Here is a 22,753-nt window from a genome sequence, read left to right as displayed (position 1 = left end):
GCGTTCAGATAACCCTGCAACATCAGCATCAACTGCGGCGGCCCCAGGGGCCGCCGCTTTCTTATGCGTTGATAAAAGTGGTGCAGTGAGAGTGCTGTGGAGCTGACCAGGACTGAGACTGGCGAGAAGTGGTGCTGGTGCGGTCGTGAAGCTGCAAGCCAGCCCACCACCGTTGCTCCATCCCTCCATTGGCGCGATGCTACAAGGACTACCAAGGAGCTTACCGATGCCCGATGTCGATCAGATTCGCTACTACCATGCCCACCTCTACTACGACGATGCTTGCGGGCTTGCCCAGGCGCAGACGTTGGCAGACGCCTGCCAGGCACGCTTTGCCGTGCAGGTCGGGCGCTTTCATCAACAACCGGTGGGCCCACACCCACGCTGGAGCTGCCAGCTCTCCTTCGCCGCTGAAGACTTCGGTGCCATTGTGCCCTGGCTCGCCATCCACCGGGGCGACATGGACATTTTTGTGCACCTGGGTACCGACGATGACCTGTTTGACCACACTCAGGGGGTCATCTGGCTGGGTCAGAGCCAAACGTTGAACCTCGACGTGTTTCACCGCGACTGAGCGGCAGAACGCAAGCACCTGGGCCTTGGAAACCTGGGCTCCACCGCCCCCTCCTACTCAACACGTCTTCAGTGCAGGGCGGTCACATCAGCCCTGCATATCGAGCACCACCCTCCCCTCGATCTTGCCATCCAGCATGCGCCCGAAGATGTCGTTGATATTGGCCAGGCGATCGGTGGAAACGGTGGCCTTGACCTTGCCTTCACCGGCGAAATCCAGTGCTTCCTGCAGGTCCTGACGGGTGCCGACGATGGAACCACGCACGGTAATGCCATTCAGCACGGTATCGAAGATCGGCAGCGGGAAGTCCCCTGGCGGCAGGCCGTTCAAGGCAATGGTACCGCCCCGCCGAACCATGCCCTGGGCCTGTTCGAAGGCCTTCGGCGACACCGCCGTGACCAAGGCCCCGTGGGCACCGCCGATATCGCGCTTGAGCGCTGCCACAGGGTCTTCCTTGAGGGCGTTGACGGTCACCGTGGCACCCAGCTTTTTGGCCAGCTCCAACTTGTCATCCGCGACATCAACGGCTGCCACATTCAGCCCCATGGCCTTGGCATACTGCACCGCCATATGGCCCAGTCCGCCAATCCCTGACACCACCACCCATTGCCCCGGGCGGGTATCGGTCATCTTCAGCCCCTTGTACACCGTCACCCCTGCACACAGCACGGGAGCAATCTCGACAAAGCCCACACTGTCCGGCAGATGACCGACGAAGCCAGCATCGGCGATCGCGTACTCGGCGAACCCGCCGTTTACCGAATACCCGGTGTTCTGCTGCGACTCGCACAGCGTTTCCCATCCCCCCAGGCAGTGTTCGCAGTGCCCACAGGCGGTGTACAGCCAGGGAATACCGACGCGATCACCCTCCTTGATATGGGTGACCCCTTCGCCGACCGCCGCCACCTGGCCGACACCTTCATGGCCAGGAATGAAGGGAGGATTGGGCTTGACCGGCCAGTCGCCGTGAGCCGCGTGCAAGTCAGTGTGACACACACCCGATGCCGCAATCTTGACCAGCACCTCGCCTCTGGCAGGACGCGGTACCTCGACTTCCTCGATGCTCAGGGGTTGACCAAACTGACGAACGACGGCGGCTTCCATAGTGCGTTGCATGGCATGACTCCTTGCCTTGTTTCAGGCATGAGAAGACCTTGGTACGCCCATGTCGAGGACCCGCGATACACCACACTCATCACCACGCACACGACATTGACGACCAGGCAATGGGCGCCCAACAGGCGCCGGTAACATGCGCCAGGTTCGGCGCGATCACTCGGACTCTCCACTTGGCCAGCGGCGCTGCCACTGGCCAAGTGTCATTGGATCAGAAAAAACCCAGCGGATTCGTGTCGTAGCTCACCAGCAGGTTCTTGGTCTGCTGGTAATGCTCGAGCACCATCTTGTGGGTCTCGCGACCGACACCGGATTTCTTGTAGCCGCCGAAGGCGGCGTGGGCGGGATATTGGTGATAGCAGTTGGTCCACACACGGCCGGCCTGAATCCCGCGACCCATGCGGAAAGCCACGTTGATGTCGCGGCTCCACACGCCAGCACCAAGGCCAAACTCGGTATCGTTGGCGATGGCCAGGGCTTCTTCCTCGTCCTTGAAGGTGGTCACAGCCACCACCGGGCCGAAAATCTCTTCCTGGAACACCCTCATCTGGTTGTTGCCCTTGAGCAGCGTCGGCTCGATGTAGTACCCGGTATCCAGGGCCGGATCGACCTTGGCCTGGTTGCCCCCGGTCAGAAACTCGGCTCCCTCCTCACGGGCGATGTCCATATACGACATGATCTTGTCGAACTGCTCCTTGGAGGCCTGGGCACCCACCTGAACATCGGTGTCCAGCGGGTTGCCACGTTTGATCGTGGCGACCCGCTCCATCACCTTGGCCATGAAGGGTTCATACATGCTTTCCTGAATCAGCGCCCGCGACGGACAGGTACACACCTCACCCTGGTTGAAGAACGCCAGCACCAGGCCCTCGGCCGCCTTGTCGATGAATTCCGGCTCGGCATTCATGATGTCGGCAAAATAGATGTTGGGCGACTTGCCACCCAGTTCCACCGTCGAGGGGATGATGTTGTCGGCGGCGCACTTGAGAATATGCGACCCCACCGGCGTCGATCCGGTAAAGGCAATCTTGGCGATCCGCTTGCTGGTCGCCAGGGCCTCACCGGCTTCGGCACCAAAGCCATTGACCACATTGACCACCCCGGCAGGCAACAGATCGCCAATGATTTCCATCAGCTTCAGAATGGAAGCGGGGGTCTGCTCTGCCGGCTTGAGCACTACGCAGTTGCCTGCCGCCAGCGCCGGGGCCAGTTTCCAGGTGGCCATCAGTAGTGGAAAGTTCCAGGGGATGATCTGGCCGACCACCCCTAGCGGCTCATGGAAGTGGTAGGCCACGGTGTGTGCGTCGATATCGGCAGCAGTGCCTTCCTGAGCGCGAATACAGCCGGCGAAGTAACGAAAATGGTCGACCGCCAGAGGGATGTCGGCGTTCAGGGTTTCGCGAACCGCCTTGCCGTTGTCCCAGCACTCTGCCACCGCCAAGGCTTCCAGGTTGGCCTCGATGCGATCCGCCATCTTGAGCAGGATGTTCGAGCGCTCCGTGGCAGAGGTGCGCCCCCAGGCCGGCGCTGCGGCATGGGCGGCATCCAGCGCCTTGTCGATGTCCTCCGCCGTTGAGCGTGGGATCTGGCAGAACACCTGGCCGTTGACCGGGCTGACATTGTCGAAGTACTGCCCCTTCACCGGAGCGACGAATTCACCGCCGATGTAGTTGCCGTATTGCTCGTCGAAGCTGACGACGGCGCCGGGCTGTCCGGGGTTTTGATAGATCATGGCGTGTCTCCTTTGTCAGGATGTTGTCGTTGTACGCCATTCCAGTCTTGGTCACGGACCCGGCATGCGACATACTGCCCTGGCAGGAGAGCGCCTCCTCCTTCGGTAGGAGGCTCATCGTGAAGAACGCGGAGAGCCCGACATGTACAGCCTGATGGTGGCTGACGATCACCCTCTGTTTCGCGACGCCATCACCGCGGTGATCCAGGCAGGACTGCCCGGTGCCTCGCTGCGCGAGGCGGACTGCTTCGCCGCTCTGGCCCAGGGGTTGGATGCCGATGACAATGTCGACCTGGTGCTGTTGGACCTGAACCTGCCCGATGCCTCGGGGCTCGATGGCCTCGATACCCTCAGGCGTGCGTTCCCCGGCGTGGCAGTGGCCGTGCTATCGGCCGAGAGTGACAGAGCCACGGTGCTGGGGGCGCTGGATCTAGGCGCGGTTGGATACCTGCCCAAATCCACACCTCGCCCGGACCTGCTGGCGGCGATCAAGCAGATTCTTGACGGTCAGATCTATCTGCCTGCGGATATCATGCGTCGGCCAGCTGAGCTGTCTGCCGTCAGGCCCTCTCCCGCCCCCGCGCAGAGCACGGCCACTCCCGTGGACGTGTTGAACCAGCTGACGATAAAGCAGCTAGAGGTGCTCTCACTGGTCATCCGCGGAGCCTCCAACAAGGTCATCGCACGGGAGCTCGAGATCGCCGAGACCACCGTCAAGACCCACGTTTCAGCCATTCTCAAGAAGCTCGGGGTCAGTAGTCGAGTGCAGGCCATCCTGGCCGCCGACGAGTCCACCCTCTTGACCTGCCTAGCAAACCGACGGACCCGCTAAGGCGCCGACTACGACGCAGCCAGGCTTTCAGACAGCCGTGACCAGGGTCCGGAAGAAGACGTAGGGAAGGGCAGCACACCAGGCGCCAAGTCAGCTGCATCACTTCACCCACCCAAACAAAGTGCTACCGACGCAACCCCTCCCTACCGCCGCGACACGAACCTTCCAGTGGCTCCCACGCTCGCCTCAACTCAATAGATGCACCAATGCCTGACGTAGCCGTAGCGGTTTCACCGGCTTCAACAGGCAGGTGATGCCCTGCTCGCGACTGCGGCGCTTGATGGCGGCGTCGTGGTTGGCCGTGATCAGAATCGGGACGATAGCGCGCCCGCTGGCGGCAAGACGCTGGGCCAGGGAGAGCCCATCTTCCTCGTCATCGGCCAGGTGATAATCGATCATCACCACCCTGGGTACCGCAGGGGTATCAGGCGCAGCCTCTGCACTGTCCAGGCTTTGCTCAAGTTCGCTGACTTCAAGCGCCAGCCGCGACTCGCAGCCCCATCCGCCCAGCAGCGCCCGCATCCCGTCGAGAATGGCGGGGTCGTTGTCCAGTACCCAGACCAGGCTGCCCGCCAGCACCTCTTCCCCGGGCAGGCGCTGTCTGTCGGGCGTCTCCAGCGGCGTCGGCACCGACTCGACAAGGGGAACCGTGACCGAGAACAAGGCGCCATGCCCGGGCCGGCTGACCAGCCGAATGGGATGATCCAGCAAGCGCGCGATGCGCTCGACAATCGCAAGCCCAAGACCGAGACCGCGCTCCTGCGCCTTGGCGTCGGCATCACCACGCCGAAACTCGAGGAAGATGTCCTGCTGGCGTGCTGCATCGATGCCTGGTCCGGTATCGCCGACCACAATCTCGAGACAGGCCGCTCCACCGATCTGCCGACGCCGACAGCCCAGCAACACGCGTCCGGACTCGGTATAGCGCACCGCATTGGACATCAGATTACGGATGACGCGGGCCAGCAGGGCCAGGTCCGAGGCGACCCAGGCGCTGCTGGCGACGTAGCGCAACGCCAGCCCCCGCGCCCCCGCCATCTGGCGGCATTCTTCCGCCAGCACGTCCAGCAGCTGCGCCACTGAAAAGGGGGCGATATCCGGCGTCAGCACGCCCGCATCGAGCCGCGAGATATCCACCAGCGTCCCCAGCAGCAACTCCACATCCGCCAGGGAGCGATCGATGCGGTGGACCAGGCGACCGGGCTCATGGCCTAGCTGCTGCTCTTCCAGAGCGCTGGCAAACAGTCTGGCTGCGTTCAAGGGTTGCAGCAGATCGTGGCTGACCGCCGCGAGAAAACGTGTCTTGGAGGCATTGGCCGCTTCTGCCTCGCGCCGCGCCTCCTCCAGCCGCGCATTGGCCTCTGCCAGCTCATCGAGGGTGCGGTGCAGCGTCTCGGTACGTTCGCGCACCTGCTCCGCCAGCAATACGGCATGTTCGAAGGCGCCATAGGGCGCCGACCCCATGCCCGCCGACTCGACGCGTTCCATCAACGCCTGACAGATCTTGCGCAGTCGCCGGTTCTCTTCCTCCAGCTCGTGTTCCAGCGCCGTCGTCAAGGTACTCGGCTGTCGCTCACCGGCCAGATCCAATCGCCACCCCCGTGAAGGTCTGATTGACGTGCATGCCATGGTGCTGTTCGCCATAGGTGTTGAAGCCGAGCACCGATGCCCCGGACAGCTGGCGGGAGGCCTCTGCCACCTGATCGAGGGCTTCTATCTCGAGACGACGTAGAAAGCAGTCGCAGCCGATGATCAACTGTGGGCTGCCTAGCCGCTGCCGCAGTCCGCTCAGGGTGTGCTCCAGCGCGGTGAGAATGGGCTCGGCAGCCATCGCGGTCAGCACGATGCCGGTTTCCACCGCACAGTAGAAGCTGAGACTGCCGTCGGCATTGGCACGCTGGATGGAGCGCACGTAGTAGGCATCCCCCAGCTTGACCGCCAGCGGGAAGCGGGCGAACACCCCTTCATCGAGCTGGCTGGCTGGCACTCCCACCCACCGCGCGTACTCATCGACGGCGGGCAGCGCATTGAGCTCCAGCACGCGCCGCCCCTCGGCGTCGGCACGCGTCACCACCAGCTTCTCCCTGCGGGCCTTGAGATGGTGGGACGAAAACACCTCGAAGGGGTGGTGGGTGGTGATCAGCACGACAACCGCAGCACCACTGTGGAAGCGCCCTGCCGTAAACACATGGGTATGGGCCAGGTGATTGTCGTCGCCCGCTGAGCCGCCAAAGCTCGGGATACCGCCAAGTGCGGCGTCGAGTGTCGCCAGCACCTGCTCTTCGCTGGCCGACAGGCCATCGAGCAGCGTCAGCGCAAACGCCTTCCCCGGCAGTCGTCGCCGTGCGCTGCTTAACAGCGCCTCGACCCGACGCTGCGCGTCCGGCAATGTGACGTCATCCAGTTCCTCGATCAGGGTCGTGGCGACGCCATAGTGCCGACGATCAAAGCCGATGGCCACGATGGAGCCGCGGGCATAGCCAGTTGGCGTAATCTCCCCCGCGCTGGTACACCCGGCCACCGGCAGTTCACCAAACCTGGCGTCGATCGCCTCGGCCAGCTCGTCCAGCGGGTATTCGGCACTGACGAAGAACAGCACGAACCCAAGATCGGGGTGATCGAGTCCTTGCTTCAACTCCTGCGCCGCTGCCCCAGGCCGGGGATCGCGACTACACGCCACGCTCAGGCCAAGCGCCTCGTGGTCGCGCGCGACCGGGGCGGATATCCCGCTATCCGTCCCACGATCCGTCTCACTGTCCAGAACCCTATTCCTATCCGCCATTGAAGGTCCTCGGCTCCTGCACACAGGGGCGCACGGCGTGTCGCACCGCGCTCCCTTGAGTGTAGGTGCCGCCAGGGTCACGACTCAATGCTCTGGTGTGAACTCGGCTGGCTCAGCTTCGGCGTAGCTTGAACCGCGGCAGGCGCCGCGTGGGGGCCTGCAGCCAAGGCGCCAACAGGCGCGTGGACAGGGGGATGAAGAGGAACACCATGACCGGCGTCAGCATCAATGTGCTGGCCAGCACACGAGGCACCATCGGCAGTGTCGCCAGCGCATCCCCCAACCCCCACTGGAACATCAGCGACACGGGAAAAAACGCCAGCCAGATGGCGATGGCCTGCTTCCAGCGCGGGGGGACTCTCGGTCCAGGCGACGAAAACCAGCTGTCCAGTCCCACCGCGCGGCGTTCTAGCGGAGCATCAAACAGCCCGGCACCACGCTCAAGCCAAGCGCGGCGAGAGGCCGAATGCTCCCAGCGGGCCAGGGTGTCGGAGTCCTGAAAGCGAAAGATGATCTGGTACTCGTCGTCCCCGGGAGGCGGTGCCAGGATGCCGGAACCAAGGTAACCGGGAAAATCCGCGGCAAGTTCACGGCCTTCGTCGAGCCAGACGGTAAAGTCATGGTAGCGGCCTCGTGCGACGCGGCGTGCCACCATCAATGTGACAGGTTTGCTTGACATGGGATCTCCTCATCAACCGGAGTCGCCGCGCGATCAGCGCCGAACGCCTCCAGATACCCAGGGTAGGGGTTACTACGGGCCCGGTAAGGCCCACGCCGCGGCGGCTAGGGTAGTCAGCGGCAGCGGCAACGTCGGTACATGCTTTATCAAGCAAAATCCAAGCCATTATGACACAGCGCCAGTGGGCGTCATCTTTCTCTTGGCACCTTCGCCAAATGACAGTTTATCTTCTCGAAAAAAATCACTTTTACAGAAAAAAGGCCCGACCCACCAAGGGGCCGAGCCTGACCATCGCACCGACAGGACCCTTCGGGTCACATCAATGCACCACACCTGTGCAGCGTGTCACCTTTCCATCAGCTGCTTTCGCCGACGGGCATGGCAGACACCTCACTGCGTTTGATCGCCGCATAACCAAGGCCTGTCACCAGCGATCCGGCGACGATGGCCAGCAGGTACCACAACACCGGCGTGATGGCGTTAGGGATCAGCAGCACGAAGACGCCGCCATGAGGTGCCATCAACTTGGCCCCCACCAGCATGGAGATGGCCCCGGTGATGGCTCCACCCAGCATGCTGACCGGAATCACTCGCAGCGGATCCTTGGCCGCAAAGGGAATGGCGCCTTCACTGATAAAGCACATGCCCAGCACAAAGGATGCCTTGCCCGCTTCACGCTCCGCATCTGCGAACTTTCGCCCGGCCACAAAAGTGGCAATCCCCATGCCAATCGCAGGCACCATGCCAGCCGCCATGATGGCCGCCATGGGGGCATAGGTTTCCGAGGCCAGTAGACCCACGCCGAAGGTATACGCCGCCTTGTTGACCGGTCCGCCAAGGTCAAAGCACATCATCGCGCCGAGCAGGATGCCCAGCAGCACCGCGTTGGTGGATCCCATGCTTTCCAAAAACGAGGTCAGGGCTGTCAGCAGCTGTGCCACCGGCTCGCCGACCACGTAGATCATCACCAGCCCCGTTACCAGGCTCGCGACCAGCGGGATAATCAGGATCGGCTTGAGCGACTCGACGCTGGAGGGCAGCCTGACGTAGCGCGTCACCGCCTTGGCCACGTAGCCGGCCAGAAAGCCGGCAAGGATGCCGCCAATAAACCCCGCGCCAATGTTCGAGGCCAACATGCCGCCAATCATGCCGGGTGCAATGCCGGGTCGATCGGCGATGGAATAGGCGATGTAGCCGGCCAGCACCGGCACCATCAGGGCAAAGGCGGTGCCACCACCTATCTCCATCAGCGCAGCCGGTAGTGTGCCCTCTTCCTTGAACGCTTCGATCCCGAAGACAAAGGACAATGCAATCAGCAGACCGCCAGCCACCACCATGGGCAGCATGAAGGACACACCGGTCAACAGGTGCTTGTAGACCCCCTTTTCCTTGAAACTCTTGGCGGACTCGGCCTTGGCCTGCTCGCCACCACTTTCAAGGCTCGCCTCCTGCAAGGCAGCCTCGATCGTCTGACGAGACTTCTTCAGGGCGTTGCCGGTGGACGTACGATAGATCCGCTTGCCAGCAAAACGGCTGGGGTCCACTTCGATATCACAGGCCAGAATGACCACATCGGCGCTAGCGATTTCCTCGGACGTCAGCTGGTCCTGAGCACCCACCGACCCTTGAGTCTCGACGCGAATCTGGTGACCCGAGGCACGCCCGGCCTCCGCCAGTGCCTCGGCCGCCATGAAGGTGTGCGCCACCCCGGTGGGACAAGCGGTCACCGCCACAATACACGCACTGCTTCCCGGCTCCGCGACAGCGCCCGCTGACTGCCCCTCGGCGCCGTCATTGAGCGGTGTAAAAACCTGCGCATCACGCGCCGCCTTGTCGAGAAAGGCATCAGGATCGCCCAGCGCGTCGGCCAGCTGGCCGCGATACAGCCGCTTGCCGCTGAAACGATGCGCCCCTGCCAGCGGCTCGCCAACGGCGATGACCAGTTCAGCCGCGGCCAGGGTGTCGTTGGACAGCGCCTCGACCTTGGCCAGGTTCGAATGCATCTCGACGGATACCTGCCAGCCCTTGGCCTTGGCTGCAGGCTCCAGGCGCTGAGCCGCCAGATAGCTCGTGACGCTGCCACTCGGGCAGTTCGTCAGCACAATCACATTCATGCCATTACTCCCCGGGCTTCGACGTCATTGCGGCGTCGCACCCTGGTGTCGGAAAGAAGATCGGAAAAGTCGCCGGCGTCGCTACATCCGACACCGGTATGGCGCACCGCTTCGGCGGATAGCGCCGTGGCGAATCTCAACGCCTGCTCGGCAGACCACTCACACAGCACCCCATGGAGCAGTCCGGCGAACAGGGTGTCTCCGGCACATACGGTGTTGCTGACCTTGACGGCAGGGGGAAGCGACTGCCACAGCCCCTGCTGACCCAACCAGGTCACTCCAGAAGCCCCGGCCGAGACCACCACATCACCGACGCCGGCAGCGAACAACTCCAAGGTCGCCTGGTGGATGGCGTCATCACCGGGCAGCGCACGCCCGGCCCAGTCAGCCAGCTCTTCCACATTCGGCTTGACCGCATCGGCGCCGGCCTTGACCGCGACTCGCAGAGCTTCACCGCTGGTATCTGCCCACACCGGGACCCCGGCGGCCTTGACCCGAGAGATCAACTCACCCAGGGCCTGGGGGGCAATTCCCGGAGGCAGACTCCCCCCAATCATGACCGCCGCAGGCCGCAGCTGAGGCTGGCTCAGGCGCTGATCCAGGGTGTCGAGCAAGCGTTGCCAGTGCTCTTCCTCGAGCGCCAGCCCCGGCGCATTGATGTCACTGACGCGACCATCCTGCTCGGTCAGCTTGGTATTGATACGGGTAGCCCCTGGCAGCCGCACGAAGGCGTCTTCGACCCCCATGTCGGCAAAGGCGTCGACAAAGGCGGCGTCGTTGTCCTTGCCAAGGAAGCCGGTCACACACACCGGATGACCCAGTGCGGCCAGCACACGCGCCATGTTGACGCCCTTGCCCGCCGCGGTCAGTTCCACCGATTCAGCGCGATGCAGCGCACCCGGCACCAGCTGCGCAAGCCCTACCGATAGATCCAGCGCGGGATTGGCCGAGATCGTCAGCACCGGGGCCTTGTAGGCCTCGTCCTGGTTCCGGCTCATTGCTGGGCCTCCAGCGCGCGGCGCACGTCACTGGCGGTGGGCTGTGCCAGAGACAGGGCGGCGAGCTCGCGCGCCTTGTCCATCGTCACGCTCGCCAGTCTGGCCTTGACCATGGGTACCTGGCGCGCGCTGACCGACAGCTCGTCAATGCCCAGGCCTGCGAGCACCGGGATCGCCTGGCGGTCACTGGCCAGCTCGCCGCATACACCGACCCACTTGCCATGGTCATGAGCGGCTTGCACGGTCATTCGAATCAGCCTCAATACCGACGGGTGCAGGCCATCGGAGTCAGCAGACAGCTCCGGGTGGCCCCGGTCGATCGCCAGGGTGTACTGGGTCAGGTCATTGGTCCCGATCGAAAAGAAATCGACCTCTGGGGCCAGGCTCGGCGCCAGCAAGGCGCAGGAGGGAACCTCGATCATGACGCCCAGCTGGAGCGATTCCCCGTCATGACTCACCCCCAGCGTCTCCAGCACCTCATCAAAGATGGCGCGGGCAGCGCGAAACTCCGCCACATCCTTGACCATCGGCAGCATGATGCGCAGCGGACGGCCTGCGGCGGCCTTGATCAACGCGGTAAATTGATCGCGCAAGACCTGGGGACGCTTGAGCGCCAGACGAATGCCGCGAAGTCCCAGGAAGGGATTATCTTCCTGGGGCAGCGGCCAATAGGACAGGGGTTTGTCACCGCCCACGTCCAGCGTGCGCGCGACCAGCGGACGACCGTCCAGGGCGTCCATCGCTTCACGATACTCGCGCTCCTGGGTGGCCACATCGGGCAGCGAGGCGTGGGCCATGAACAGAAACTCGGTACGCAGCAGCCCGACGCCTTCCGCGCCGCGGGAGACGGCGTCATGTGCGTGGGCGGTATTACCCAGATTGGCCATCACCTCGATACGCTGGCCATCGCCTGTGCGCGCCTCACTGAAACGGGCCTCCCACGCCTTTTCCTTGAGCGCCTCGAGCTCTTCCATGCGCGACGCGAAGCGCTCGCGGCGCTCGGCCGTCGGGGCCGCCACGACCCAGCCCTCGTCGCCATCCAACAGCATGTCGGTGCCGCTGGTCAGCTGCAGCACGCCAGCGCCAGCCCCCACCACGGCGGGTATCCCCAGCGCTCTTGCCAGGATGGCGCTATGCGCCGTCGCACCACCACGTGCCGTGACGATGCCCCTCACCCGCTGGGTGTCCAGGCGAGCCACATCTGACGGGCCGATATCATCGGTGACCAGCAGGTAAGGCTCATCCGGCGGTTGCGGTAGTTCGATCTGACACAGAATGCCCAGCACGCGCCGCCCAACATCGCGCAGATCCGCGGCACGTTCGGCCAGCAACCGATCTGCCAGCTGCTCCTGGGCCCGCGCGGCCACGTCGATCGCTTGCCACCAGGCCGCCTCAGCGGATAACCCTTCATCGATTCCCTCACGCGAGGCCTCGGCCAGTTCGGGATCATCCAGCATTTCCTGGTGCATCGAGAGGATTGCCGCGACCTCGCCGCCTGCGGTACTGCGAATCAATGCCTCGAGCTGATCGGCACCCTGCTGAATGGCATCGGCCAGACGGGCCTTTTCCGCGGCAGGGTCGGCGGCATGCTCGGGATAGTCGAAGCGCGGTGTCTTCAGCACGTACAGCGGCGCCACTGCCAGTCCAGGAGAGGCGGCAACCGCGGTGACAGGTTCATCCTCCTGGGGCACTGTCGGGACTTCACTGTCCAGCGTGTCTGCCGCCATCGCCGCGGGTGTCGCTGTCGCGGTGGCAGACAGCGGCGTAACGTGCTCGCCAAGACCGTCCGTGATGGCCTCGGCCAGCTGCTCCAGGGCCATTTCAGCGCCATCGCCTCGCGCTGACAGCACGAGTTCCTGGCCGCGACGCGCACCCAGGCCAATCACCTTGGTCAAGGACGCCGCCGAGACCGGCTGGCCACCTCCGTCAGCCAGGCGTATTTGCACTGCCACCCCCGCTTCACGGGCCTTCTGCACCAGCACCTTGGCGGGGCGCGCATGCAGCCCATGAGCGTTGAGCAGCTGCACCCGCCGGCTAGCCACGCCACCGCCTTCGCCAGCCAGCAGGCTCAGCCAGGCATCGGCATCACCCTCGTCCAGCTCAGGTGCCGGGGTCGACGCCAGGGCGTCGACCAAGGACAGGACCGCGTCTGCCAGTGGCCGGCCCGCCTCCCCCTGGGCCGCAAGGCACAGCACGGCCTTGATCCGGCCACCCTGATGCTCGATGGCAGCGGCAGGGGTAACCACAGCCATGCCTGGCTCCGCCACCCCGGTGTCGCTGGCATACAGCCACAGACCATGGCCGAGGGCAGCAGGCGCTTGCTCAAGCACGTCCCCGACAAAGCGGCCATCGACCAGGCCGAGATGCCTGAGTCGCTGCGCGCCCGCCAGCAGCAGGTCAAACATGTCCTGCCCGGCCTGGTTGAGCACCAACGTCTTTGCGTCGAGCCGGGCGCTCACCACCTTGCGTCCAAGCAGTGCCACCACCTCAGCGGCGGTGGTCGCCGCCGCCAGCTGCTGCGACACTCCCTCCTGGTCCAGCACATGGGTCAGGCTACGCAGAATATCGAGGTGCTCGTCGCTCTGGGCAGCGATCGTCACCAGCACGTGTACCCGCTGGCCATCGTGCCACTCGACCCCCTCGGGAAACTGCAATACCTGTACCCCTGTCTGCCGCACAGCCTCGCGACTGGCGGGAGTTCCATGAGGAATCGCAATCCCGTTGCCTAACCAGGTAGACGACTGGGCTTCCCTGTCGTGCAGTCCCTGGCGATAGCCATCTTCTACCAGATCGGCCGCTTTCAGCGCGTCGAAGGCCGTATCCAGGGCGTGGCGCCAGCTCTCGGCACGACAGTCCAGCAAGACGTCGTCGGCATTCAGCGTCAGCATCTGAAGTTCTCCTGGGCGAGGCACCTGCGGGCCCCACCGGTAATGAACAGTCACTAGGGTGATACGAGACAGGCGGGATCGCCGGGACCATGGCGTTGCTGGGCCAGCGAGCCTTGTCCCTGCTCGGCCAGGTCTGGCGTTTGATCTGTCACAAAGCTGAATCGTGTCACCTCACCATGGCACAATGCTGGTACGATTCAGCGCATAAGGCAAGTCGCGTTTGTTAAGACTTTGGCAGGGGGCACCGCGACCGCCAACAGGTAGACTATCCCTGCGCGCATCTCGCGCAGGTACGTGACAGCGCAGGCATGAACCGGCGCCGCCGTCTTCCCGGCAACACCTACGCCGATACCGTGGCATCCACAAGAGGGAGTAAACCGCATGACCCTGGCCGAAATCGCTCGCTTGGCAGGCGTCTCTCGCACCACCGCCAGCTACATCGTGAATGGCAAGGCCAAGGAGCGTCGCATTCGTCAGGACACGGTGGATCGCGTCATGGCCGTGGTCCGCGAGCATGGCTATCGTGTTGACGCCCAGGCCGCCGCCTTGCGCAGAGGGACCAGCCGTATTCTTGGCTTGATCATTCCTGACCTGGAGAACTCCAGCTATGCCAGGCTCGCCAAGCACCTGGAACGAGGTGCCAGGGCCGCGGGCTACCAGCTGCTGATTGTGGGCTCCGACGACCAGCCGGAAAGTGAGAAGGACCTGGCCCTGGCACTTCGGGCTCAGCGCTGCGAGGCACTTATCGTCGCAAGCTGTCTGGAGCAGCCGGAAATCTTCTACGCCGACATGATGGCAGAGGGCCTGCCCGTCATCGCCATTGACCGAGGACTGTCGGCTGACCAGTTCGCCAGCGTCGTCAGTGATGACGCCAATGCAGCGGAACAGCTGACACGGTCGTTGATGACGTCCTCGGTAAAACGCATTCTGTGGTTGGACGCGGTACCCCACCTGTCGATCACCGCCGAGCGTCGCGCCGGCTTCCACCGCGGCATCGAAGGGCGCGAGCTGGAGTGCACGCTGGCCAGCGGCCATCAGTATGCTCGGGAGGAAGGCGCCAGAATGCTTGGCGAGTACATGGATGCCAACGGACTGCCGGATGCGCTGGTTACCGCCTCATACATTCTGCTGGAGGGTGCGCTGGACGAGTTGATCGCCCGCGGAGGGCTTCCCTCTCGCCTGGCCATGGCCAGCTTCGGTGACAACCGGCTGCTGGACTTTTTGCCGCTGGCGGTCAACTCCGCCGTCCAGGATCACCAGACCATCGCCCACAAGGCCCTGGATCTGGCGTTGGAGGCGGTCAATGGACGCTATAAGCCCCAGCGCACCGTCGTACCGCGCCATCCGCGCTGGCGGCGGCCGTTGCCCACCAGTTACCGCTCTTGACAGCGTCCAGGTCATTGCGCGATACGCGGATCACTCCTCAAGGATCACTCCTCAAGGATCACTCCTCAAGGATCACTCCTCAAGGATCACTCCTCAAGGATCACTCCTCAAGGATGACTTGCCCTTGGGGCGTAACGCTACTGTCGCCCGCGCTCTAGCCAAGGCCATGCCAGAGCCAGGGCCATGTCAGAGCCAATGCCATGCCGGAGCCAATGTCATGCCAGCGGGAAACGGTATTGGCTCTGAGCGTAGGCCTCCAGGGTTCGCTCCAGCAGATCGGGCAAGCTGTCGATCACGCCCCGCGCTTCCGTGGAACGCCCTTCCCTGACCCAGAACTCCAGGGCTTGGGCGGCTTCCGCCACGGCCTGGGCCCCGACTCCCGCGGCTTCACCGCGAAGCTGGTGGGCAAGGCGCGCCAAGGGTTCATCTTCGCCCTCGCGATAGGCCCGCTCGATATCCGGCAGCCGGGCTCGCGCCTGACGCCCGAACAGCTTGACCAAGGCGTTTCTGCGCTCGCCGCCCAGGCCCTCGTCCAACGCATCCAGTGTCTTGACGTTGATCAGCGAGGTCGCCGCGCTCGCTCCCTCGACAGCATGCCCCTCTCCTTGCAGATAGCGCTTGAGAACGCTGAGCAAGGTGCCCATCAGCAGCGGCTTGTTAAGGTAGTCATTCATCCCGACAGCCAGGCAGTCTGCCTCATCATGGCTGGCGCCACCTGCGGTCATGGCCACGATCGGTACGTCCCGCCGCCAGTCGGCAAAGCTACGCAAGCGCCGCGTCACTTCTCGCCCATCAAGGTCCGGCATCTGAATATCCATCAGAATCAGATCGAAGCGACGCTCGCCGCACAGTGCCAGCGCTTCCTTGCCACTGGCCGCCAGAGTCGCGGCGCAACCCAGGCGTTCGAGCATCGCCATGGCCACCTCCTGGTTGACCAGGTTATCTTCGACCACCAGCAGATCCGCTTCGGCCAGCTGCTTCGGGGCCACCCGCGGGCGCCCGGAGGGGGCCGCCGGCATGGCACGCTCGTCCTGCTCACAGGCCACCAGAGGTAAGCTGAACCAGAATCGGCTGCCCTTGCCCCAGCGACTATCGACGCCGATCTCTCCGCCCATCGACTCCACCAGCCGTTTGGAGATGGCAAGCCCCAGCCCTGTCCCCCCGTAACGCCGTGCCACCGACGCGTCACCTTGCCTGAACGGCTCGAACAGCTGGGGCAGCAGCGAGGCATCCACACCCTGACCGGTATCGACCACATCAAACTGGATCCGCTCATCGGCCAGCCGCGTCACGGAAAGACGCACCATGCCGCGATCGGTAAACTTGATCGCATTGGCCAGCAGATTCAGCACCACTTGGCGCAGCCGCCCGGGGTCGCCTTCAATCCATGGCGGCAAGGTGTCATCCATGTGGCTCAGCAATTTCAGCCGTTTGGTCAGGGCCTTGGGACGGAAAAGATCGAGGGTTTCTTCCACCAGCCGGTCCAGCTGCACCGGCTGCACGTCCACCTCCATGCGGCCAGCTTCGATCTTGGAAAAGTCCAGAATGTCATCGATCATGCCCATCAACTGACGGGCACTGGAATGGATCGTGCGAGAGTAGTGATCGGCGCGTTCAGGTAGATCAAGGTCACTCAACAGCTCACTCATGCCGATGACGCCATTGAGCGGGGTGCGTATTTCATGACTGACGGTGGCCAGAAAATCCGACTTGGCCTGGCTGGCAGACTGGGCCCGCCGTGCACTGATCTCCAACTCACCGCTCAAAGTCTCCAAGGCCTTGCGAGACGCCTCGTTGTCCCGCGCTTCCTTGAGCAGCACAGTAAGCATGACGCCCCCAGCCAGGGTCATGCCCAGAATCATCACCAGCAACAGCACATACAACCACTGGAGCCGCTGACGCTCCTCGGTATTGACCTCGGCCAGGTAGCCGTTGACGGCCATGATCAAGCGCTCGGTCTCCGTACTCAGGCGGACCAGTCGCTGATCGAGGAGGGCCACAGTATCGCTGTCCAGTGCTGACAGCACACTCACTTCCGCGTCCAGGTCTTTCATCAGGTCCGTGATCAAGGACAACTGACGGCGTGCCGCTGGCGCTTGCTCCAACAACTCACTGATATCGCTATGCTGAAACAGGTTTAAACGGCTGTAGAGCAGATCAAACTCCAGCCTGAAATCGGCGACACCATGCGCTCCATGTTCGCCAAACAGCAGAAGGTTGCGAAGCTGCACGGTGTCCCGGTCCAGCCTGTAGCTGTGCCAGGTCACGTCTTCCATCACCCGGTGGGCCAGGTTGTCCTGGCGCCACGCGACCAGCCCGATCACCACCATGGCGGCGGCAAAAAAGGCCAGCGCGGCCACGGCGCTGAAGACAAGCCGAAGCGGATAGCGCCTCATGCGACGCGGACGCCCAAGGCGCCCTCCTCCCGCCATGGGTGCACACATCTACGCCGCAGCGGATGACGACACGAGCCGATGAGGCTTCTGCCGGCTGCTGCTCTGACTGCTGTTACTTCTACGACGTGCACGCGCGGCACTGCCTCCTTGCAGGTCTGCAAACCACCTCCCACCACACTTTGCACCACCGATTCCTCATTGCCTGGCGTTCGACGTACCCGCCTGAGGCTTGTCACCGCAGCTCATGGGCCTTAAGGCACCTCGATCGCATCCACTTGCCACACCGAGCGAAATTGGATGGTTTCGTTGTGCAGCTCAGGGTGGTCATCGAAGGGATAGAGCACAAACAACGGGCCAAAGTTTCGCACCGACATGACGTTATCGTCCTGGGACATCGCCAGTATCACGTCGTAGCGCTGGGCATCGGACACCGGAATATCCGCCACAAACCCGTTCAAGGCATGCACCCGGATGTGCCCAGCCCTGACGCCCGCCAATTCGAGGACACTGCGAAGAAGCGGGCCCTTGAAACGACTCGCCTGACGGTGCCAGGGGGTATCGGTCGTAAGCTCCCGCCCTTCAAGTTGCTCGAGCATCTGACGATCCAGCCACAGCTGATTTCCCACATTGGCGTTGTCGATGTCGCCCGACATCTTCAGCAGTACTGGCCCCTCTGGAGCAGGCAAGGAGTGGGCGTGCCCCACTTCCGCTACCAGCAACATTCCCAACAGCACGACCACTTGGCGAAAAAACCCTGGCACCCGCATGACCACTCCTGACACGTTACGCAGGTGTAGAGTACGTCATCGCGCACAAAAGGTCAGTCCAGCAAGCGGCCCGCCTTTGCTGATTCAAGAAAACTGGGCCTTGAACAGGAGGTAAGTCCCTTCGCCGCTGCGAATCACTCTCAGATGCCAGACCCAGGCACCAGACCCAGGCGCCAGATCCGGGTGCTGAGCCCTACGCCGACGCCTGTCGTCAGGCTCAGGCGTCGGACTCGTCCACCATTTCGCACACCACGAGATCCTCGTAGGCGTGCCAGCTGGCGTGCCCCAGCACCGGCAAGATCAAGGCCAGCCCGATATAGAAGGTCGCCATCCCGATCAACACACAGCCGGTCAGGATAGCCGCCCACAGCAGCATCGGGCGGAAATTTCTGGCCACCGAGCGGATGCTGGCCTCGATCCCTTCCATAAACGTCAGGTCCTGATCCATCAGCGTCGGAATCGCAACCACACTGATCGAGAAGGCGCCAAAAGCCAGTACACAACCCACCGCCAACCCCACGGCCAGCATGCCGAACCCTTCAGGAGTGGTCAGCAAGGAGGCATAGACGGTTGCCGGATCAGGAGACTGCAGACCGAAAAACAGCGCGAACAGCAAGGTGGCCAGGCGAATCCAGGCGAGGAAGAAGATCATCATCATCACGCCCATCATCGCCAGCTGGCCGCCATGACCGCGCCAGGCGCCAAATGCATCCCCCAGCGTCGGTGATCGGCCCTCTTCCAGGGCGCGACTGATCCCGTAGGACCCCACCGCCACCAGCGGGCCGATAAACATGAACCCGGCCACCAGTGGCAACAGCCAGTGCCACAGGCCCATGGTCAACGCGCCCGCCGTGACGGCGATACTGAGCCCTACCCAGAACATGCCGTAAGACAGGCTGACGGCCGTTGCCGCCCTGAAGTCCTCGAAGCCAGAAGCCAGCCATGCTCTTGGCCGTCCCATACCGACATTCTTGATGGAGATCTTGACCCTGGCGCCGCTTGCCAGCTTGTCCCGCCGTGAAGCTGCTGCACTCATCATCTTCACCCCCTCTACCAACGGCTAAGGGCTTGTACTATCGGCCCGTTATGCCACCAGTGATTCCATCGGTTGTTGCACAACCGTCATGGGAGTCTTAGCGCCTGACAAAGGGGTGTTTCGCGCTCCTAGGCGCCGGTCGACTCTCACTTGACTGTAGTTGATGGGCCGGGGCTTCGCCTTGAACCTACGCAAGCTTACGAAAAAGCCACGTGCCTGCGACGGCACTCACTCGCTCGTCTTCGAGGCCGTACCGCGGAGGCCACATCAAGGCAGATGTGCAATAAAAAGCCCCCTCACAAGGAGGGGGCTGCGGATAGCGGTCTATCACCTGAACCTGCCAGCGTCTCAGCGAACGATCATCACCGAACACTTGCTGTGGTGCACCACATGCTCCGCATTGGGACCTATCACGTAGTCAGAGAACTTGCGCTTGGTATGCGACGCCATCACGATCAGGTCGGCATCGATCTTCTTGCCGACCTTGATGATGGCCTCCCATGGAGACCCATCGACGATGATGGCCTGAGACTGGACGTCATCAGGCACGTGCTGGTCGATGAACTCCTTCTGAGCCTTCTGCAACGCTTCCCGCGCCTTCTTGGCAAAATCCTTGGGGAAATAGGAGCCCACCAGCGGCATGCGATAGTCCGGCAGGACCGTCACCAGGTGCAGGCTGGCCTCAAAGTTCCGACACAAGGACAGCGCCACCGGCAAGGCACGCTCCCAGGAGGAGGGCTCGTTGAGATCGACCGGCAACAACAGTTTCTGATACATGTCAGGCCTCCTCAGACCGTAGCCTCGGTGGAATCATGCGAGCGACGACGGCGCTGCGCCAATACCACAAAGGCGAACAGCAGCAGCGCCGGGAACCAGATCAACTCCTTCGGCCAGCGATCCACTGGCGCCTGAATATCGACGATCTCCTGATCGAAGTCGAAGCCGAGATCCGATGCCTGACTGCCGTAGGTCACCATGTCAACCATGGCACGCCCATCGTCGATGTACAGCTCAAGGCCGAGGTTGAGCAGCCGCTCTTCTCCGCTCTCACCTTCGACAACGGGCAGAGTCATGTAGGTGGTCAGAGGATCACCGAAGGCATCTTCGCCCTTGACCTGGATACGCAAGGTACTGTCTTCGTCCACCTTGCCGTAAGTCTCGACAAATTCAGACGGAGCAATACTGCGGTACGGGTCATGGATCATGTCCATCCAGAAGCCCGGGCGGAACAGGCTGAATGCCACCAGCAGCAGCAGGATGCTCTCGTACCAGCGGTTTCTTGTCAGCATGTAGCCTTGGGTGGCCGCGGCAAAGATCAACATGGCGATCGTCGCCACCACGAACACCAATACCCCCTGCAAGGGCGCTACATCAATCAACAGCAGGTCCGTGTTGAAGATGAACAAGAACGGCAGTGCGGCCGTTCTCAGGCTGTAGTAGAACGCCTGGAACCCGGTACGAATGGGGTCGCCTCCCGAGACCGCCGCGGCAGCGAAGGAAGCCAGCCCCACCGGCGGAGTGACGTCCGCCATGATGCCGAAATAGAACACAAACAGGTGCACGGCGATCAACGGCACCAGCAACCCGTTCTGTTCACCTAGCTGTACGATCACCGGTGCCAGCAGCGCCGACACCACGATGTAGTTGGCCGTAGTCGGTAGCCCCATTCCCAGGATCAAGCTGAGCACGGCAGTGAAGAACAGGATCAGCATCAGGTTGCCCATGGACAGGATTTCCACCACGTCCGCGAGCACCAGCCCCACCCCGGTCTGAGACACGGCACCGACAATGATGCCGGCCGTCGCCGTGGCGATACCGATACCGATCATGTTGCGGGCGCCGGTGACCAGGCCGTTCCACAGGTCCATGCCGCCTTCACGCAGGTCCTTGGCAAAATCGCCGCGGCCACGGAAGGCGTGCATGATCGGACGCTGGGTCAGCATGATGAAGACCATGAAGACCGTGGCCCAGAAAGCCGACAGCCCAGGCGAAAGACGCTCCACCATCAAGCACCAGATCAGAACGATGACCGGCAGCAGATACTGCAGACCCACCATGACCGTCGGGCGCGTCTGCGGCAAGGTGTAGATAGGCTCGTTGGGGTCATCCAGCTCCAGCTCAGGATATCCCGCTGCAAGCTTGAGCAGGGCCACATAGACCACGGCCAGCGCCACCGCAACGACCCAGGGAGTGGCATCGCCCAGTACCGGTTTCAGCCAGCCAAGGCCGTAGTAGACGCCCAGCGCCACCACCATCATCAGCAGCAGACCACCGAGGAACCCGATCACCTTGCGCACCAGGGGCTTCGGCGGGTTGGAGCTTTCCAGGCCCTGCATATTGGCCTTGAGCGCCTCGAGGTGAACGATGTAGATCAAGGCAATATAGGAAATCAGCGCCGGCAGGAAGGCGTGCTTGATCACCTCCACGTAGGAAATACCGACGTATTCCACCATCAGAAAGGCTGCCGCCCCCATGACCGGCGGCATGATCTGGCCGTTGACCGAGGAGGAGACCTCCACCGCGCCCGCCTTCTCGGAGGAAAAGCCCACACGCTTCATCATCGGAATGGTGAACGTGCCGGTAGTCACCGTGTTGGCAATGGAAGAGCCAGAAATCAGCCCCGTCATGCCCGATGCCACCACGGCAGCCTTGGCCGGCCCGCCCTTGTAGTGGCCCAGCAGAGAAAAGGCGACCTTGATGAAATAGTTACCCGCGCCAGCCTTGTCCAACAAGGCGCCGAAGAGCACGAACAGGAAGACGAAGCTGGTCGACACTCCCAGGGCGATACCAAACACGCCTTGGGTGGTCAGCCACTGATGATTGACCAAGCCATACAGACTGACACCGCGATGCGCCAGGATGCCGGGCATCCACGGGCCTGCCAGTGAATAAATGATAAAGATCGAGGCAATGATCATGAGCGGCGGCCCGAGCGCGCGCCGAGTCGCCTCCAGCAACAGCACCAGACCGGCCACACCGACGATGACGTCCTGCAGAATCGGTGCACCAGGACGCTGGGCAAGCTGCTCGTAGAACACAAACATGTACGCGCCGGCACAGGCGGCAAGAATGCCCAGCACCCAATCCTGCAAAGGAATACGATCGCGCGGCGAGCGCTTGGTGGCGGGATACGCCATGAATGCCAGGAACAGCGCAAAGGCCAGGTGTATGGAGCGCGCTTCGGTGGCATTGAAGACGCCAATGCCCGCCATGAACGGCAGCGGCGAGGCTATCCATAGCTGAAACAGCGACCACGCTGCGGCAACCCCCACCAGCAGTTTGCCTGGTCCACCCGCCGGATTGCGCGAGCCTGAGTCGCTGGAGGCGACCATGTCCTCAAGATCCACTTCTGCCGCCGTGGATCTTTTGTTGTCCTCAGTCATAAGCGTGCCCTGCCTTGGGAGAGGAATCGTGATGATGGTTGGCCGCGGCCACCATCCCCTGAGGCCCGAA

16 protein-coding genes are annotated in these 22,753 nt (G+C 62.9%); 3 read left to right on the top strand and 13 right to left on the bottom strand.

Annotated elements, in window-relative coordinates:
* The first annotated feature begins 226 nt into the window (after positions 1 to 226).
* Positions 227 to 574, top strand: a complete 348-nt coding sequence (locus KUV72_RS01600) for a DOPA 4,5-dioxygenase family protein (RefSeq protein ID WP_261317283.1) — start codon at positions 227 to 229, stop codon at positions 572 to 574.
* Between the two features lie 87 nt (positions 575 to 661).
* Here the strand turns inward: KUV72_RS01600 and adhP are convergent, their stop codons facing one another.
* The gene (gene adhP, locus KUV72_RS01595; protein WP_222161743.1) at positions 662 to 1,690 is read right to left on the bottom strand and encodes an alcohol dehydrogenase AdhP; all 1,029 of its coding nucleotides are present in this window, start codon (positions 1,688 to 1,690) and stop codon (positions 662 to 664) included.
* A 211-nt stretch (positions 1,691 to 1,901) separates the two neighbouring features.
* Positions 1,902 to 3,422: an aldehyde dehydrogenase family protein gene (locus tag KUV72_RS01590; protein WP_222161742.1), complete on the bottom strand. Its 1,521-nt coding sequence runs from the start codon at positions 3,420 to 3,422 to the stop codon at positions 1,902 to 1,904.
* Between the two features lie 142 nt (positions 3,423 to 3,564).
* On the opposite strand from KUV72_RS01590, the gene KUV72_RS01585 reads away from it, so the two are divergent.
* Positions 3,565 to 4,254, top strand: coding sequence for a response regulator (locus KUV72_RS01585; protein WP_222237212.1), 690 nt, complete (start codon positions 3,565 to 3,567; stop codon positions 4,252 to 4,254).
* A gap of 186 nt (positions 4,255 to 4,440) precedes the next feature.
* On the opposite strand, the gene KUV72_RS01580 is transcribed toward KUV72_RS01585, so the two are convergent.
* From KUV72_RS01580 to ptsP, 6 genes are all read right to left on the bottom strand, one after another.
* Positions 4,441 to 5,844, bottom strand: a complete 1,404-nt coding sequence (locus KUV72_RS01580) for a hybrid sensor histidine kinase/response regulator (RefSeq protein ID WP_315857833.1) — start codon at positions 5,842 to 5,844, stop codon at positions 4,441 to 4,443.
* Positions 5,828 to 7,036 carry a nitric oxide-sensing protein NosP gene (nosP, locus tag KUV72_RS01575; protein WP_222237210.1) on the bottom strand — a complete coding sequence of 403 codons (1,209 nt, stop codon included), beginning with the start codon at positions 7,034 to 7,036 and terminating at the stop codon, positions 5,828 to 5,830. The genes KUV72_RS01580 and nosP overlap by 17 nt, the downstream gene beginning before the upstream one ends.
* A gap of 112 nt (positions 7,037 to 7,148) precedes the next feature.
* On the bottom strand, positions 7,149 to 7,715 hold the full coding sequence (locus KUV72_RS01570) for an antibiotic biosynthesis monooxygenase (RefSeq protein WP_206939784.1): 567 nt from the start codon (positions 7,713 to 7,715) through the stop codon (positions 7,149 to 7,151).
* A 356-nt stretch (positions 7,716 to 8,071) separates the two neighbouring features.
* On the bottom strand, positions 8,072 to 9,829 hold the full coding sequence (locus KUV72_RS01565) for a PTS fructose-like transporter subunit IIB (protein WP_222237209.1): 1,758 nt from the start codon (positions 9,827 to 9,829) through the stop codon (positions 8,072 to 8,074).
* Positions 9,826 to 10,827, bottom strand: a complete 1,002-nt coding sequence (locus KUV72_RS01560; RefSeq protein WP_222237208.1) for a 1-phosphofructokinase family hexose kinase — start codon at positions 10,825 to 10,827, stop codon at positions 9,826 to 9,828. The genes KUV72_RS01565 and KUV72_RS01560 overlap by 4 nt, the downstream gene beginning before the upstream one ends.
* On the bottom strand, positions 10,824 to 13,715 hold the full coding sequence (gene ptsP / locus KUV72_RS01555) for a phosphoenolpyruvate--protein phosphotransferase (RefSeq protein ID WP_222237207.1): 2,892 nt from the start codon (positions 13,713 to 13,715) through the stop codon (positions 10,824 to 10,826). The genes KUV72_RS01560 and ptsP overlap by 4 nt, the downstream gene beginning before the upstream one ends.
* Positions 13,716 to 14,096: 381 nt before the next feature.
* Here ptsP and cra point away from each other — a divergent pair, with 381 nt between their 5' ends.
* Entirely contained in the window at positions 14,097 to 15,101 is a 1,005-nt protein-coding gene (cra, locus tag KUV72_RS01550) for a catabolite repressor/activator (RefSeq protein ID WP_222237206.1), read from the top strand.
* 215 nt (positions 15,102 to 15,316) lie between these two features.
* On the opposite strand, the gene KUV72_RS01545 is transcribed toward cra, so the two are convergent.
* From KUV72_RS01545 to KUV72_RS01525, 5 genes are all read right to left on the bottom strand, one after another.
* Positions 15,317 to 17,533 (bottom strand): ATP-binding protein, encoded by a 2,217-nt coding sequence (locus KUV72_RS01545; protein ID WP_222237205.1) that lies wholly within the window; start codon positions 17,531 to 17,533, stop codon positions 15,317 to 15,319.
* 215 nt (positions 17,534 to 17,748) lie between these two features.
* A complete protein-coding gene (locus KUV72_RS01540) occupies positions 17,749 to 18,264 on the bottom strand; it encodes a molybdopterin-dependent oxidoreductase (RefSeq protein ID WP_222237204.1) in 516 nt (171 codons plus the stop codon).
* Between the two features lie 217 nt (positions 18,265 to 18,481).
* The gene (locus tag KUV72_RS01535; RefSeq protein ID WP_206940798.1) at positions 18,482 to 19,300 is read right to left on the bottom strand and encodes a DUF2189 domain-containing protein; all 819 of its coding nucleotides are present in this window, start codon (positions 19,298 to 19,300) and stop codon (positions 18,482 to 18,484) included.
* Between the two features lie 348 nt (positions 19,301 to 19,648).
* On the bottom strand, positions 19,649 to 20,077 hold the full coding sequence (locus tag KUV72_RS01530; RefSeq protein WP_206939805.1) for a universal stress protein: 429 nt from the start codon (positions 20,075 to 20,077) through the stop codon (positions 19,649 to 19,651).
* Positions 20,078 to 20,088: 11 nt separating this feature from the next.
* Positions 20,089 to 22,683, bottom strand: coding sequence for a TRAP transporter permease (locus tag KUV72_RS01525; RefSeq protein WP_206939806.1), 2,595 nt, complete (start codon positions 22,681 to 22,683; stop codon positions 20,089 to 20,091).
* Between the last annotated feature and the right edge of the window lie 70 nt (positions 22,684 to 22,753).

Origin of the sequence: Halomonas sp. DP4Y7-1 (assembly GCF_019800705.1) — a bacterium.
In the GTDB taxonomy this organism is placed as follows: domain Bacteria; phylum Pseudomonadota; class Gammaproteobacteria; order Pseudomonadales; family Halomonadaceae; genus Halomonas; species Halomonas litopenaei_A.
This window is presented reverse-complemented; position numbering and strand designations above follow the sequence as displayed.